This window comes from Bacillus cereus group sp. MYBK15-3, from assembly GCF_051916765.1.
In the GTDB taxonomy this organism is placed as follows: domain Bacteria; phylum Bacillota; class Bacilli; order Bacillales; family Bacillaceae_G; genus Bacillus_A; species Bacillus_A cereus.
Window position 1 is genome coordinate 23,531 of record NZ_JBQAHG010000012.1, and the last position, 13,803, is coordinate 37,333.

A 13,803-nucleotide genomic window follows, 5' to 3' on the forward strand; every position below is an offset into this window, starting at 1 on the left:
GATTACAAAATGGAATTACGAGACTTACAAATCTTTAAAAGCGTTGCCGACCAGGGTAGTGTAAGTAGCGCAGCAAAGGAATTAAATTATGTACAATCAAATGTAACTGCACGTATTAAACAACTAGAAAACGAATTAAAAACCCCACTCTTTTACCGCCATAAACGAGGAATGACTTTAACAGCTGAAGGAAGAAAAATGCTCGTTTATGTTAGTAAAATTTTGCAAGATGTCGACGAACTAAAACAAGTATTTTTAGATAGCGAAACACCCTCCGGTATATTGAAAATCGGTACAGTCGAAACAGTAAGTACACTGCCTACCATTTTATCTTCTTACTATAAAAGCTATCCGAATGTCGATTTATCATTACAAGCGGGTCTAACAGAAGAATTAATTAGAGAAGTACTTGATCATCAATTAGATGGTGCCTTTATATCAGGTCCTATTAAACATCCACTAATCGAACAATACGATGTTAGTACAGAAAAATTAATGCTTGTAACACAAAATAAAGCTTTTCATATAGAAAAATTTACAACAACGCCTCTACTCGTTTTTAACCAAGGATGCGGATACCGTTCCAAACTAGAACGATGGCTGAAAGACGAAGGTTTGCTACCAAAAAGAATTATGGAATTCAATATATTAGAGACAATATTAAACAGCGTTGCACTCGGCCTCGGAATTACACTCGTACCACAGTCTGCTGTCCATCATCTTTCTAAAGCAGGTAAGGTACATTGTCATGCAATCCCTGAAAAATACGGCAGTATTTCAACGGTTTTCATATGCCGTAAAGATAGCTATATGACGAATTCAATGCGTAGTTTTTTAAAAACAATTGAAGACCATCATCATATCAATATGCTGTGAAAGACATTCTTACATGAATGTCTTTTTTTCTTACAAAAGTGTAAGTCTTTCGTAAGCTAATTCGATAGTTGCAAGTGGACATATTTCCTATAATTAAGACATAAGCAGGGCAACAACAATTCGAAAAGGAGCGGATACGCATGATGAACAATATGAAATCAAATAAATTTTTAAATACAATGGGCATGGTGCTATCCGCACTTGTCGATGCAAAAGCTGTTGCAACTACATTAAACAAATAAGGAGAGTTTATAATGAACAACATTACTTTCAACAAATCAGACTTTATCGGACTTGCAAGTGGAGCTACTCTTCTTACGGCTTTCATTTATACACTTGCTCAAGGTCTTGTTTAACACTTTGTTTCTCCAACCCCCTTTATATATAGAAAAAGCTGCTCGTCTTATAGACAAGCAGCTTTTTAGTTTGTTTCACATACAATTTGACCTGTTTTCGTAATATCATATCCGCCAATCGCATTTAATTCATTATGAAATTCTTCCGATTGCAGAATGTCTTTTACAACTTCAATCAACTCTTCATTTTCTTTATTCTTCAAAATTACTAAATCATACTGTTCTTTCATGATTGGAATAAAGTCCACATTTACAATTTGCGAAAACTTTTCTGAACCTACTCCTACATCAGCTTTTCCATTTGCAACTTGCGTGGCAACACCAAGATGATTCGATTCTTCCCATTCATATCCACTAATACGTTCTTTATTTAACTTTTGAATGCGCAATTGTTCATCGACTAACACCCTAATACCAGAACCTTTTTCTCGATTTACAAATCGTATAGATGATTGAGATAAATCGGCCCATGTTTTTATATTTTTAGGATTTCCCTTTTGCACATAAAACCCAACGTTCCTTGCTAATAAATTAATCATAGTACATGGTTGTCCAACTAAAATACGTTTTACGTAAGGAACATTATATGTACCCGTTTCTCCATCAAACAAATGAAGACTAACGATACTTCCTTCTCCTTGATACATTTTTATTAAACTCGTTAAACTACCTTGATATGCCCTTAATATATTTGAACTTGGCAGGCGATTTTCTATACGTTTTGCCAACATATCTAACGTTAGTTCTTGTCCGCTAATAATACATGTATCCAAGCCTCTACTATCTTCGCTCTTTACAGGAGTACCTTGTATTTTCCCTGTTTTCATTTGCTTTATATATTGTTCTAAATCTGCTGCATCAATGCGCATCTGTCTACCAACTCTATAAGAAGGAAGTTCTCCTTTTTTAATTAAGTCGTATACAGTTAATTTTGATACTTTTAATCGCTTTGCTACTTCTTCCGTTGTGTAGGAATGATGATCCATAGACGATTCCTCACTTTCTCCTTTCATTGTAACAAAGAAAAGAATATTTCTCCTATTTTTTAAAAATAGATATATGTTCAAATTACATTCAATTATAACTAGTTATATTTAGATATAATTAGTTATAATTAGATGTATCAAAACGAAAGGGGATTTTTTTATGAATAAATTTACATTACGTTCCATCGGGGCACTTATACTTTCTTTCCTTCTTATATTTAGTGCTGCTTGTACAAGTGGGGAAAAGCATACAAAGTCAGCTGCTAAAGAGGATAAAACAGTTGAACTGACTATCTCAGCTGCTGCAAGCTTACAAGATGCATTAAAAGAAATCGAGAAACAATATAAAGAAAAAGAGCCAAATATCAAACTTTCTTTTAACTTCGGTGCTTCTGGAGCACTTCAACAACAAATTGAACAAGGTGCACCTGCTGATTTATTCTTCTCTGCAGCAGAAGATAAATTCCAAACCCTTGTAAAAAAAGGATTCATTAGTGAAAAAGAAGGGAAAAATCTTCTTGGAAATGAACTAGTTCTAGTCATCCCTAAAGATAGTTCACTTACAAAATTTCAAGATTTAAAAGATGAGAAAATCAAAAAAATTGCACTTGGTACACCTGAATCTGTACCTGCTGGCAAATATGCAAAGGCTTCTCTAACACACGAAAACCTTTGGAATGATGTTCAAAATAAAGTCGTATTTACAAAAGATGTTCGCCAAGTGTTAACATATGTAGAAACAGGGAATGTCGATGCTGGCATCGTATACAAAACAGATGCTCTCATTTCGGATAAAGTAAAGATTGGTGAGACAGCAGCAGCTACTTCTCATGAGCCAATCCACTATCCTTTAGGTGTTATAAAGGAATCTAAACATAAGAAAGAGGCGACTTCATTTTATGAGTATTTGCAGTCAAAAGATGCACAATCTATCTTTAAGAAATATGGATTTACAGTTCTGTCGTAATCACTATGAGCATTGATGCTATTTTATCGCCTGTCTTTCTATCTTTAAGAGTAGCTGCGTGCGCCACTATTCTCGTTACAATTTTAGGGACAATTGTCGGGCGAGCACTAGCTCGCTCCTCATGGCGATATAAAGTACTATTAGAAACCATATTTTTATTACCAATGGTACTTCCACCAACTGTTATCGGCTTCTTTCTCATTATCATCTTTGGAAACAACAGCCCGATCGGAAAGTGGGTTGAATCATTATTTCAGCAGTCTATTATGTTCACATCTACTGCTGCGATTATCGCTTCTACAGTTGTTGCATTTCCGCTTATGTACCAATCAGCGAAAACGGGATTTTCTATCGCAAATGTACAAATTGAAGAAAGTGCTCGTGACCTTGGCGCAAGTGAATATCAAGTTTTTCTGCACGTTACACTTCCACTCGCATTTCCTACCTTACTAAGCGGGATGATTTTGAGCTTTGTCCGCGCGCTCGGTGAGTTTGGTGCTACACTCATGTTTGCCGGGAACATTCCTGGTAAAACACAAACAATCCCAACTGCAATTTACATGGCTATTGATGCAAGTAATATGCAACTCGCCTGGACACTTGTAGTTATTACTATCGGTATGTCACTCGTATTTCTACTATGTATTCAACTTATTAATAAAAGAATTACTAACTCTTAAAGCAGCTTTTGTCGAAGCTGCTTCTTTATTTCTTAGGAAATAAAATATACCAATGGGAAATAACTGAATTTTACCTCTTATTTAAATATACATTTTATTTGAATTCACTTTCTAAAATAGGCAATTTCCTGTTATTATATGGAGGTGTTTCAAAAAATGAAGAAATGAAAACGCATTTATATTGTGAATTCTTCATCCTGTTTTAGCGATCGGTAATCTTCTACTCTATTAGTGGGGCATTACCGATCGTTAGAACGATATGTAACTATATTGGTATAGCAAACCGAAGGGAGTCTTGTAATGGACATTTTATTAGCGCTTCTTCCTGCAATTGCATGGGGAAACATCTTATTAGTAAGCGTAAAAATGGGCGGTGGTGCATATAGCCAAACGGTAGGTATGACAATCGGTGCTCTATTCTTCGCAACAATTATGTATGTATTTACTCAACCAGCTTTAACAATGACAATCTTAATTGTTGGTTTTATTTCAGGTTTATTCTGGGCTTTAGGACAAGTAAACCAATTAAAAACAGTTGAAAAACTAGGTGTTTCAACTACTGTAACGATTTCTACTGGTATGCAACTTGTTGCAACTTCTATCTTTGGGGTTATCGCTTTCCGTGAGTGGACTACTACTACAACGATCATTCTGGGAACGATTGCAATCCTATTAATTGTAGTTGGTGTTGTATTCACATCATTAGATGATAAAGAAAATGCTCAGCCACCTGGACAATTGAAAAAAGGACTTCTTACTTTAATTGTTTCTACTTTCGGCTATCTTGTATATGTAATTATTATTCGTTGGTATAATATTGATGGTTGGTCTGCTATTTTACCACAAGCAGTTGGTATGTTTGTTGGTGCGGTTGTACTGACGTCTAAACATAAACCGTTTAACAAATATGCAATCCGTAATGCTTTGTCTGGTTTACTATGGGGAACTGGAAACTTATTCTTACTTCTTTCATTACCACGTGTTGGAGTAGCAACAAGCTTCCCATTATCTCAAACTGGAATCGTTATCTCAACATTCGGTGCGATTGTATTCTTAGGTGAAAAGAAAACAAAACGTCAATTGATCTTTATTGCACTAGGTAGTGTTTTAATTATCGGCGGCGCTGTATTACTTGGTATGACAAAAGCATAATCTTATATTCTATTAGTAAACCCCTGAAGCATATATGCTTCAGGGGTTTTTCAATTCTAATTATTTTCTAGATATAATTATTTGTATGTTCTTGCCCCTTATAATTGCTCTTCCACTCTAGCAAACCAGCTACACATATAAAGAGATTAATAACAGTTAATATTAGCATGAATTTCCGCCTTCTCATTATCCATTCCATCTACGGTAAGTCTTTTCTTTTTACAACATTCTCTTAAAGATGATATCGTTTTTATAACATATCTCTACTAGAAAGGAATAAAGAATATGCTAACTAAACATCGAATTTTATTTATTGGTGCCGGTCGTATGGCAGAAGCTATATTTTCCGGATTACTTAAAACAAGCAAAGAGTACATCGAAGAAATTATCGTCTCTAATCGAAGCAACGTAGAAAAGCTAAAACAGTTACAACATCGATATAATGTGTCTACTGCAACAGATTGGAAACAGCATGTTACATCTGTTGATACGGTTGTTTTAGCAATGCCACCTTCTGCTCATGAAGAGTTATTAGCTGAGCTATCTCCGTTAATATCAAATCAACTAGTCGTAACAGTCGCAGCTGGCATTGGACCATCTTATTTAGAAGCTAGACTCCCAAAGGGCACGCCTGTTGCTTGGATTATGCCTAATACAGCTGCTGAAATTGGAAAATCTATCTCCTTATATACAATGGGACAATCAGTAAATGAGATGCATCAAGAAACCCTGCAACTGCTTTTAAAAGGTATTGGTACTTCGCAACTTTGTACTGAGGAAGAAGTTCATCAGCTTACTGCAGTTACTGGAAGTGCACCAGCCTTCCTTTATTACTTTGCTGAAAGCTTAATTGAAACAACAAAAAGTTATGGAGTCGATGAAGAAACCGCAAAACATCTTGTCATTCAAATGATTTCTGGCTCTGCTTCTATGCTCGAACAAACGCAAAATCCAGCTAACCTCCGCGAACAAGTAACAACGCCAGGTGGTTCCACAGCTGAGGGTCTCAAAACTTTATACGAATATAATTTTTCAGAGGCAATTCAAAAAGCAGTAGAAGCAACAAACAAAAAAGCTAGGGGGAAATAATATGATTTTAACAAGTTTAAAAGACTATACAACATTACATAACGGTGTAAAAATGCCTTGGTTTGGTTTAGGTGTTTTTAAAGTAGAAGATGGTTCAGAAGTAATTGATTCTGTAAAAGCAGCAATTAAAAATGGCTACCGCAGCATCGATACTGCAGCAATCTATCAAAATGAAGAAGGCGTTGGACAAGCGATTCGTGAATCCGGTGTTTCACGCGAAGAATTATTTATTACCTCAAAAGTATGGAATAGCGATCAAGGATATGAAACAACACTTCAAGCATTTGAAACTACATTAGAGAAATTAGGTCTAGAATATTTAGATTTATATTTAGTACATTGGCCTGTAAAAGGGAAATATACCGAATCATGGAAAGCATTAGAAAAACTTTATAAAGATGGCCGTGTTCGCGCTATCGGTGTGAGTAATTTCCACATTCACCACTTACAAGACGTATTTGAAATTGCTGAAATTAAGCCAATGGTCAACCAAGTGGAATACCACCCACGTTTAGCACAAGAAGAGTTACATGCATTCTGTAAAGAACATAATATTCAGCTTGAAGCTTGGTCACCATTAATGCAAGGACAACTACTAGATAATCCAACATTACAAGAAATTGCGACAAAATATAATAAATCAACTGCGCAAATTATTTTACGCTGGGATTTACAAAACGAAGTTGTAACAATTCCCAAATCAATTAAAGAACATCGCATTATTGAAAATGCAAACATCTTCGACTTTGAATTAAGTGCTGATGATATGAAATCAATTCAAGCTTTAAATGAAGATCGTCGCGTTGGTCCAGATCCAGATAACTTTAACTTCTAGTAGAAAAACCACTGCCCTATGCAGTGGTTTTTTTGTTTAAGAAAACTGAAAATTTAAACTATATTTCATTTAGTTGACACTTCATTATTCAAGGTGTAAGATTTTGAATTATCAAAGAAACACAAAAATTAATAAAATTTATTCGTTTACTCATTGTATCAAGAGAGGTGGAGGGACTGGCCCTTTGAAACCTCGGCAACAGGTTCATTTTGAATACTGTGCCACTTCCTGCAAGCTTTATGCTTGAAAGATAGAATGAGGGACTTCGTTTATATACGGGTGCATAACTTGTACGTAAAAATCCCTCTTTCTCAATATGAAAAGAGGGATTTTTTATTTTTCATTTCCCTCATCATCATCCAAACTTAATTATTTAGGAGGAAAATCAAATGAAAAAGAAGTTTGTACCCGGTATTGCATCAGTTGTAGGAGTAAGTATTTTATTAACTGGTTGCGGTAGTTATAAAAACGAAGCAAGCGGAGCAAATGCAAAAGACGAGGCACCTAGTAAACAGGTTTTAAACTTATCTTCACCTACTGAAATACGAACAATGGATACGGCTCGTGCTACAGATACTGATTCTGGTCAAGTAATGAGAAACGTATTTGAAGGTTTGTATAATCTTGGTGAAGGTAACAAACCTGTTCCTGGTGTTGCAAAATCTCATGAAGTAAGTGGCGATAAAACGAAATACACATTCCATTTGCGAGATTCAAAATGGTCAAACGGCACTCCTGTTACAGCTAAAGATTTTGTGTTCGCTTGGCAAAGAGCCGTAGATCCAGCAACAGCCTCTGAATATGCATTTCTATTCTTTGATATTAAAAACGCAACAAAAATTAACAACAAAGAACTTCCAGCCGACCAACTTGGTGTAAAAGCAGTTGATGACCATACGTTTGAGGTAGAATTGGAGCGTCCTGTTCCGTATTTTATTAGCTTAACAGCGTTCCCAACATTTCTACCAATTAACGAGGAATTCTTTAAAGCACAAGGTGATAAGTACGCTTTAGAAGATAATACAATCTTGTACAACGGGGCTTTTACACTAAGCGATTGGAAGCACGAACAAAGCTTTAAATTCAAGAAAAACCCTACCTATTGGGATAAAGATACTGTCAAACTAGAAGAAATCAATTTTAACGTCGTAAAAGAAAAATCAACAGAAGTAAATTTATTCGAGTCAAAACAATTAGATCGTATAAAACTAACATCTGACTTCGTCGATAAATATAAAAAGGATGCTAACTTTAAAGAACGTCCAAACGTAGGCGTACAATTTTTACGTATGAATCAACAAAACAAAGTGCTTCAAAACGTTTCTGCACGCCAAGCAATTGATCAAACAATTGATAGAAAATCCTTTGTAAATACGTTATTAAATGATGGATCTACACCAACATTTGGTCTCGTTCCAAAAAACTTTGCAAAAGGACCTGAAGGAAAAGACTTCCGTACTGCAAATGGCGATTTAACAAAAGTTGATACAAAATCTGCACAAGAGTTATGGAAAAAAGCTAAACAAGAGCTTGGTTCTGAAAAGATAACATTAGAATTATTAACGAGTGATGCTGACCTTGATAAGAAAACTGGTGAATTCTTAAAAGGACAACTAGAAAAGAATCTAGATGGATTAACAGTAAATATAAAACCGCAACCGCGTAAGCAACAAGTTTCGCTTTTATTAAAAGGTGACTACGAAATCGGAATTGATGGCTGGAGCCCTGACTTTGCGGATCCAATTACATTCCTTGAGCTATTTACAACGAATAACCCTTATAACTTAGATCATTACTCTAATAAGGAATTCGATGAAACAATAGCAAAAGTGAAAACAACTTTAGCTGGTGATGAAAAAGCTCGCTGGGAAGCATTACTAGCATCCGAGAAAATATTATTTAAAGACTCTGTTATCGCTCCTCTTTACCAAAAAGGCGAATCTTATTTAGAACGTTCTTATGTGAAAGGAATTGTGCAAGTAGACTTTGCAGGTCAATTAAACTTCAAGTGGGCAAAAATTGAAAAATAAAGTGAAACTTTAATAAGTGGGGATTTCTTCATCCCCACTTATTATTAGCCCACACCAATTGTTTTTTTAGCAAAATATATTTAAAATAGGTTCTCTCACACATGAGAATATGCTTTCTCAATATATTATTCTAAGAAATTAACAATCTATTTTTATTATTGACATATAGTTCTTTTCAGTGTTAATATTCTAAATAATCAAAGAAACGAAATATTTCACCATCAAAATATAATGTCTACTACATTGAAACATATAACGATAGATTATAGATCAACATGTATATACATATAGAACACCTGATTACCTATAAACAAATATTTATAATAGGTTTTATCTCCTTCTATAGCTACTTCAGACATGGACATTATGACGTTACGAACAACACATTTAGGGAGGAACGAACAATGAAGAAAAAAGTTATACCTGTTGTTGCATCTGTTTTAGGGGCAAGTCTATTACTAACTGCTTGCGGGGGAAATAAAGATAATGCAAGCGGAGCGAAAGCAAACGATAAAGCACCTGATAAACAGGCAATTAACTTATCATTCGCTTCAGAAATTCCAACAATGGATGTTGCAAAAGCAACGGATGGGGAATCCATGAACGTAATGCGCAATGTTTTTGAAGGGTTATATGCAATGGGAGAAGATAATAAACCGGTTCCTGGTGTCGCTGAGTCGGTTGACATTAGTCCCGATAAAACAAAATATACATTCCATCTGCGTGATTCAAAATGGTCAAACGGTACTCCTGTTACAGCAAAGGACTTTGCCTTCGCTTGGCAACGTGCCGTAAATCCTGATACAACAGCTGAATACGCATTCTTATTCTTCGATATAAAGAATGCGAAACAAATAAACCAAAAACAATTGCCAATTGATCAACTAGGGGTCAAAGCTGTCGATGACAAAACGTTAGAAGTACAACTAGACCGTCCTGTTCCCTACTTCTTAAGCTTAACGACATTCTCAACATTCTTACCAATTAATGAAGAGTACTTAAAATCTCAAGGTGATAAATATGGTTTGGAAACAAATCATTTAATTTACAACGGTGCTTTCACATTAGAGAACTGGAAACATGAACAAAGCTTCCAATTGAAGAAAAACCCTAACTATTGGGATGCTAAAACGGTAAAATTAGAAGAAATCAACTTCAATGTCGTTAAAGATAAGTCTACAGAAGTGAACTTATATGATTCAGGACAAATTGATCGCGTTGCTTTAACTGCAGAGTTTGTTGATAAATATAAGAGCGATCCAAACTTCAAGGAACGCGCTGAAGTCGGCATTCAATTCTTACGACTAAATCAGAAAAATGAAACATTAAAAAATCAACATGCACGCCTTGCTATTAACGGCGCAATGAATAAAAAAGCTTACGTAGAAACAATTTTAAATAACGGCGCTGTTCCAGCTGAAGGAATGGTTCCTGCGAAATTCGCAAAGAGCCCAGAAGGCAACGACTTCCGTAAAGAAAATGGAAATCTAGTCAAGGATGATGTGAAAACAGCGAAAGAAAACTGGAAAAAAGCAAAACAAGAACTTGGTACTGACAAAGTAACAATCGAACTATTAACAAGTGACAATGCTTTAGCTAAAAAGACTGGTGAATATTTAAAAGGTGAATTAGAAAAAAACTTAGACGGATTAACAGTGAATTTAAAACCACAACCACGTAAACAACAGCTAAAACTACTATTAAGTGGTGACTATGAAATTGGTATTGACGGCTGGGGCCCTGACTTCGCTGATCCAATTACATTCTTAGATCTATTTACAACAGATAGTGCTTATAACTTCGATAAATACTCTAACAAAGAGTACGATGAGCTAATTCATAAAGTGAAAACAGATTTAGCTGGCGATGAAAAAGCACGCTTTGAAGCAATGAAGCAAGCTGAAAAAATTCTATTACAAGACGGCGCTGTCGCTCCTTTATACCAACAAGGTCGTTCTTACTTACAACGCTCTTTCATTAAAGGACTTGTAACAACTGACTTCGGTGGTGAGTTTAACTACAAGTGGACAGAAGTTGCAAAGTAACAAAAGTAAAAGGTATCCCATGAAGGATACCTTTTTACTTTTATACAACTTTAACTACAGAGCTTCCTCTTCCCTTTGCCATTCCTTTTATAGCTAAAATCATACCTGCTACTAATTGTATAACCAATACAATAACTAATAATGAAATAATATTTCTTTCTAAACTAACTCCTCCAAATATTATTGTATAATAGCCATTTCCTGCATATATTGCAGGAAATAATTCACCGATTGTTTGATATGTTTTAGAAAGCATTTCATGTGGTACAATTACACCCAAACTTACAAGTTGTAACGATAGTGAGATGATATTGAAAATCATACCTGCATCTCCAAAAACAGTTACAACCATTTGTGTTAATGAAAGAAAGGCGAAGAAGACTATTGTCAATAATCCTCTTTTCCTTCTTTTTGCATTGAACCAAAACTCATCATAAATATAAACACAAACATCAAATATGTTCTCCACGTCAAAGAAGGTATATGCCCTGACCAAAGATAGCTAACTAAATAATTAATTCCCATAATACAAGACGATATTACTAAACTAATACTTATTAGTTTTACATATTTGAGCATATCTTTTCTCCTTGTTTTTTATTTTTCTACTTCTTCAAATTGTAGATTCACTGGCTCTTCTAAAAGTGTTTCATAAAAGTTCTCTGCCAAATCTGTTGAAGGAATTTTTTCATCTACTTCATCAAATCGAATACTATCTAGCCACACACAACCTTCTCCTGATAATAAAACACCAAATGCAATACCAAGTGCTTCTTCTTTTATATCTAATACAACCGAGTACGATTGCCAGTTATTCGTATTTTTAATGGGGCGATTTTGCATATTATCCATAGCGAGCGGTTCTGTATCTTTTCCATCTACTCGCATCCACAATCCTGCCCAATCTCTTACATTTTCACTCTTAATAAATGCTGTAAAACGTAATCTCTTTCCTACATATTTATCCGCTCGGAACATTTGCATTAATGTTGAAAATCCTCCGTGCGTAACATTCTCTTTTGCTTTTATGTATGCAGATACTTTCCCCTGATGGACAACTTCATAATCTAAACCCATCTCATATTCAGCAGGATGACTTCCACTTAAGATCCATCCTTTCGGTATACCTTTTTGCATTGAAACACCCTCTCTTTCTATATAAAATGACTGAAAGTACTTTCGATATTTCTTTGGTGGCAATTGAAACATTCTTTTAAAAGCTCTCGTAAATGCCTCTTGTGAGGAAAAACCGTATTGCACTGCAATATCAATAACAGCTCTCTCCGTTGACACTAAAACTTGCGCAGCATGAGTTAACCTTCTCTTTCGAATATAATCTGTTACACTCATCCCAACATATCTTTGAAAGATGCGATGAAAATGGTACATCGATACTGCACTGTGAGATGCCACTCTTTCTGTTGTAAGCTCCTCATGTAAGTGATTCTCTATATATTCAATTGATTTTTTTATTATCTCTTTATATTCTTCATGCATTTTAGCCCCTCCTCACAACTTCAATTTACCATATACATACAAATCTTTTTTGATTTAAATTGCGGATTAGCCCTTGCAACTACAGAATAATAATTTATTTTCAACACATACATAATTACATGTTTTTGGGAAAAACTTGTATAGAACGAATTTACATAAGGAGGAATTTATAATGAGAATTCTACTATCAGTTTTATTAGCTCTTATGCTAGTACCTGCATTAACAGGATGTAAAGCTCCTGCAAAAGAAGACACAACTTCTAATAAAAAGACGACTGAAGAAGCAAAAAATGAGGCTCCTGCAGATTTAAAACTAAACTTCAATGAATTCGATTTAAAGGCAGACTACCAAGATACAAAGAAAGACTACGAAGCAGACTATAAAAATGTAGCAGCTGATAAGAAAATGGAAGCAAAAATTGAAGATCATAAAGCAGATGTAAAATTAACAGGAGACGAGGCTATCACAAAATTAAGCCCACTCTTACAAGAATTAAAATTTGATAAAAATACTGCTGACCAAGAAGTAATCGATCAAGTAGTGAACGTGTTCAAACTTGATAAAGACTATCAAAAATTTGATTTAGAAGTTGTCTTCTCTGATGGAACGAAAAAAGAATACAAAAGAGAAATAAAATAAAGAAGTAGGCGGTAGTAAGAAGAAAAAATAACCTTGCACAGGCAAGGTTATTTTTTCATTTCTGCTTGAAAACGTTTATAGTATGTTGATGCTGTTGCAAAATTAATTTCTATATCACGAATCAACGATGAATCTTCTTCTTTAGCTAACTTCTGTAATTTTTTCATTGCTTGCTCCGATTCATTCAAGAAACCAACATATACTTCATGTTCTTGCTCTTTCGACTTCGGCACACGAATTTCTTTACGTATATGATCAATATCTTCTAACATGCTCGTTGTTACCTTTTGCACATCTTCTTTATATGTAGCAGTCGTTATTTCCTTACCGCCCTTTTCTTTTGCTACTTCAAATAACTGCAGTGCTTTATTAATTTCTTTATTCATTTTCATATCGTATTTTTCATGTACTGCACGGTATTCTTTCATCTCTTCTGTTTGTTCTGTAGATTGCTCTACCTTTTCTTTCGGTTCTTTCGTATCTTTATTTCCATTACATCCTGCTAGAAGGAGCATTCCTCCCATTACGGCAATACCCAAAACCTTCTTCATCTCTTCTTCTCCTTTTATCTACAACTATTACTCATTATAGTTTCTTTTATCTCCACTTGTTATTATACCGAGAACATCCTACTTTTTACACTTAAGACG

15 protein-coding genes and 1 riboswitch are annotated in these 13,803 nt (G+C 34.9%); of the genes, 10 read left to right on the forward strand and 5 right to left on the reverse strand.

The features are described 5' to 3' along the window. Positions 1 to 9 precede the first annotated feature (9 nt). Both ACTFR8_RS28895 and ACTFR8_RS28900 read left to right on the forward strand, forming a co-directional pair. On the forward strand, positions 10 to 876 hold the full coding sequence (locus ACTFR8_RS28895; protein ID WP_000423033.1) for a LysR family transcriptional regulator: 867 nt from the start codon (positions 10 to 12) through the stop codon (positions 874 to 876). A 254-nt stretch (positions 877 to 1,130) separates the two neighbouring features. Continuing rightward, positions 1,131 to 1,232 carry a DUF3948 family protein gene (locus tag ACTFR8_RS28900; protein ID WP_001060018.1) on the forward strand — a complete coding sequence of 34 codons (102 nt, stop codon included), beginning with the start codon at positions 1,131 to 1,133 and terminating at the stop codon, positions 1,230 to 1,232. Between the two features lie 65 nt (positions 1,233 to 1,297). Here ACTFR8_RS28900 and ACTFR8_RS28905 read toward each other — a convergent pair whose 3' ends face one another. Then, positions 1,298 to 2,245: a substrate-binding domain-containing protein gene (locus tag ACTFR8_RS28905; RefSeq protein ID WP_000675609.1), complete on the reverse strand. Its 948-nt coding sequence runs from the start codon at positions 2,243 to 2,245 to the stop codon at positions 1,298 to 1,300. Positions 2,246 to 2,378: 133 nt separating this feature from the next. On the opposite strand from ACTFR8_RS28905, the gene modA reads away from it, so the two are divergent. The 7 genes from modA to ACTFR8_RS28940 all read left to right on the forward strand — a co-directional run bounded on the left by modA (position 2,379) and on the right by ACTFR8_RS28940 (position 11,016). Then, positions 2,379 to 3,185 (forward strand): molybdate ABC transporter substrate-binding protein, encoded by an 807-nt coding sequence (gene modA, locus ACTFR8_RS28910; protein ID WP_001032229.1) that lies wholly within the window; start codon positions 2,379 to 2,381, stop codon positions 3,183 to 3,185. A gap of 5 nt (positions 3,186 to 3,190) precedes the next feature. Next, complete coding sequence (modB, locus tag ACTFR8_RS28915) at positions 3,191 to 3,865, forward strand: molybdate ABC transporter permease subunit (RefSeq protein WP_153582486.1); 675 nt, start codon at positions 3,191 to 3,193, stop codon at positions 3,863 to 3,865. A 300-nt stretch (positions 3,866 to 4,165) separates the two neighbouring features. After that, entirely contained in the window at positions 4,166 to 5,017 is an 852-nt protein-coding gene (locus ACTFR8_RS28920; protein WP_000353544.1) for a GRP family sugar transporter, read from the forward strand. Positions 5,018 to 5,302: 285 nt separating this feature from the next. Beyond that, a complete protein-coding gene (gene proC, locus ACTFR8_RS28925) occupies positions 5,303 to 6,106 on the forward strand; it encodes a pyrroline-5-carboxylate reductase (protein WP_000956278.1) in 804 nt (267 codons plus the stop codon). 1 nt (position 6,107) lies between these two features. Beyond that, positions 6,108 to 6,941, forward strand: coding sequence for an aldo/keto reductase (locus ACTFR8_RS28930; RefSeq protein WP_000604197.1), 834 nt, complete (start codon positions 6,108 to 6,110; stop codon positions 6,939 to 6,941). Positions 6,942 to 7,093: 152 nt separating this feature from the next. After that, positions 7,094 to 7,198: riboswitch (SAM riboswitch) on the forward strand. 132 nt (positions 7,199 to 7,330) lie between these two features. Further along, the gene (locus tag ACTFR8_RS28935; RefSeq protein ID WP_000726474.1) at positions 7,331 to 8,971 is read left to right on the forward strand and encodes a peptide ABC transporter substrate-binding protein; all 1,641 of its coding nucleotides are present in this window, start codon (positions 7,331 to 7,333) and stop codon (positions 8,969 to 8,971) included. 404 nt (positions 8,972 to 9,375) lie between these two features. Then, on the forward strand, positions 9,376 to 11,016 hold the full coding sequence (locus ACTFR8_RS28940; protein WP_000730945.1) for a peptide ABC transporter substrate-binding protein: 1,641 nt from the start codon (positions 9,376 to 9,378) through the stop codon (positions 11,014 to 11,016). A 40-nt stretch (positions 11,017 to 11,056) separates the two neighbouring features. Here the strand turns inward: ACTFR8_RS28940 and ACTFR8_RS28945 are convergent, their stop codons facing one another. The 3 genes from ACTFR8_RS28945 to ACTFR8_RS28955 are packed head-to-tail and all read right to left on the reverse strand — an operon-like array spanning position 11,057 to position 12,513. Continuing rightward, on the reverse strand, positions 11,057 to 11,407 hold the full coding sequence (locus ACTFR8_RS28945; RefSeq protein WP_000156941.1) for a hypothetical protein: 351 nt from the start codon (positions 11,405 to 11,407) through the stop codon (positions 11,057 to 11,059). Next, the gene (locus tag ACTFR8_RS28950) at positions 11,404 to 11,595 is read right to left on the reverse strand and encodes a hypothetical protein (RefSeq protein WP_000922547.1); all 192 of its coding nucleotides are present in this window, start codon (positions 11,593 to 11,595) and stop codon (positions 11,404 to 11,406) included. Before ACTFR8_RS28950 ends, ACTFR8_RS28945 begins: the two co-directional genes overlap by 4 nt. Before the next feature lie 18 nt (positions 11,596 to 11,613). Then, the gene (locus tag ACTFR8_RS28955) at positions 11,614 to 12,513 is read right to left on the reverse strand and encodes a helix-turn-helix transcriptional regulator (protein ID WP_000544203.1); all 900 of its coding nucleotides are present in this window, start codon (positions 12,511 to 12,513) and stop codon (positions 11,614 to 11,616) included. A 172-nt stretch (positions 12,514 to 12,685) separates the two neighbouring features. Here ACTFR8_RS28955 and ACTFR8_RS28960 point away from each other — a divergent pair, with 172 nt between their 5' ends. After that, positions 12,686 to 13,153, forward strand: coding sequence for a YusW family protein (locus tag ACTFR8_RS28960; protein WP_001221553.1), 468 nt, complete (start codon positions 12,686 to 12,688; stop codon positions 13,151 to 13,153). Positions 13,154 to 13,200: 47 nt separating this feature from the next. On the opposite strand, the gene ACTFR8_RS28965 is transcribed toward ACTFR8_RS28960, so the two are convergent. Further along, on the reverse strand, positions 13,201 to 13,704 hold the full coding sequence (locus ACTFR8_RS28965) for a hypothetical protein (protein WP_000756516.1): 504 nt from the start codon (positions 13,702 to 13,704) through the stop codon (positions 13,201 to 13,203). Positions 13,705 to 13,803: the final 99 nt, after the last annotated feature.

Coding starts and splice junctions, on each gene's coding strand:
- ACTFR8_RS28895 (WP_000423033.1), top strand. CDS start 10: ATGGAATTACGAGACTTACAAATCTTTAAAAGCGTTGCCGACCAGGGT.
- ACTFR8_RS28900 (WP_001060018.1), top strand. CDS start 1,131: ATGAACAACATTACTTTCAACAAATCAGACTTTATCGGACTTGCAAGT.
- ACTFR8_RS28905 (WP_000675609.1), bottom strand. CDS start 2,245: ATGAAAGGAGAAAGTGAGGAATCGTCTATGGATCATCATTCCTACACA.
- modA (WP_001032229.1), top strand. CDS start 2,379: ATGAATAAATTTACATTACGTTCCATCGGGGCACTTATACTTTCTTTC.
- modB (WP_153582486.1), top strand. CDS start 3,191: ATGAGCATTGATGCTATTTTATCGCCTGTCTTTCTATCTTTAAGAGTA.
- ACTFR8_RS28920 (WP_000353544.1), top strand. CDS start 4,166: ATGGACATTTTATTAGCGCTTCTTCCTGCAATTGCATGGGGAAACATC.
- proC (WP_000956278.1), top strand. CDS start 5,303: ATGCTAACTAAACATCGAATTTTATTTATTGGTGCCGGTCGTATGGCA.
- ACTFR8_RS28930 (WP_000604197.1), top strand. CDS start 6,108: ATGATTTTAACAAGTTTAAAAGACTATACAACATTACATAACGGTGTA.
- ACTFR8_RS28935 (WP_000726474.1), top strand. CDS start 7,331: ATGAAAAAGAAGTTTGTACCCGGTATTGCATCAGTTGTAGGAGTAAGT.
- ACTFR8_RS28940 (WP_000730945.1), top strand. CDS start 9,376: ATGAAGAAAAAAGTTATACCTGTTGTTGCATCTGTTTTAGGGGCAAGT.
- ACTFR8_RS28950 (WP_000922547.1), bottom strand. CDS start 11,595: ATGCTCAAATATGTAAAACTAATAAGTATTAGTTTAGTAATATCGTCT.
- ACTFR8_RS28955 (WP_000544203.1), bottom strand. CDS start 12,513: ATGCATGAAGAATATAAAGAGATAATAAAAAAATCAATTGAATATATA.
- ACTFR8_RS28960 (WP_001221553.1), top strand. CDS start 12,686: ATGAGAATTCTACTATCAGTTTTATTAGCTCTTATGCTAGTACCTGCA.
- ACTFR8_RS28965 (WP_000756516.1), bottom strand. CDS start 13,704: ATGAAGAAGGTTTTGGGTATTGCCGTAATGGGAGGAATGCTCCTTCTA.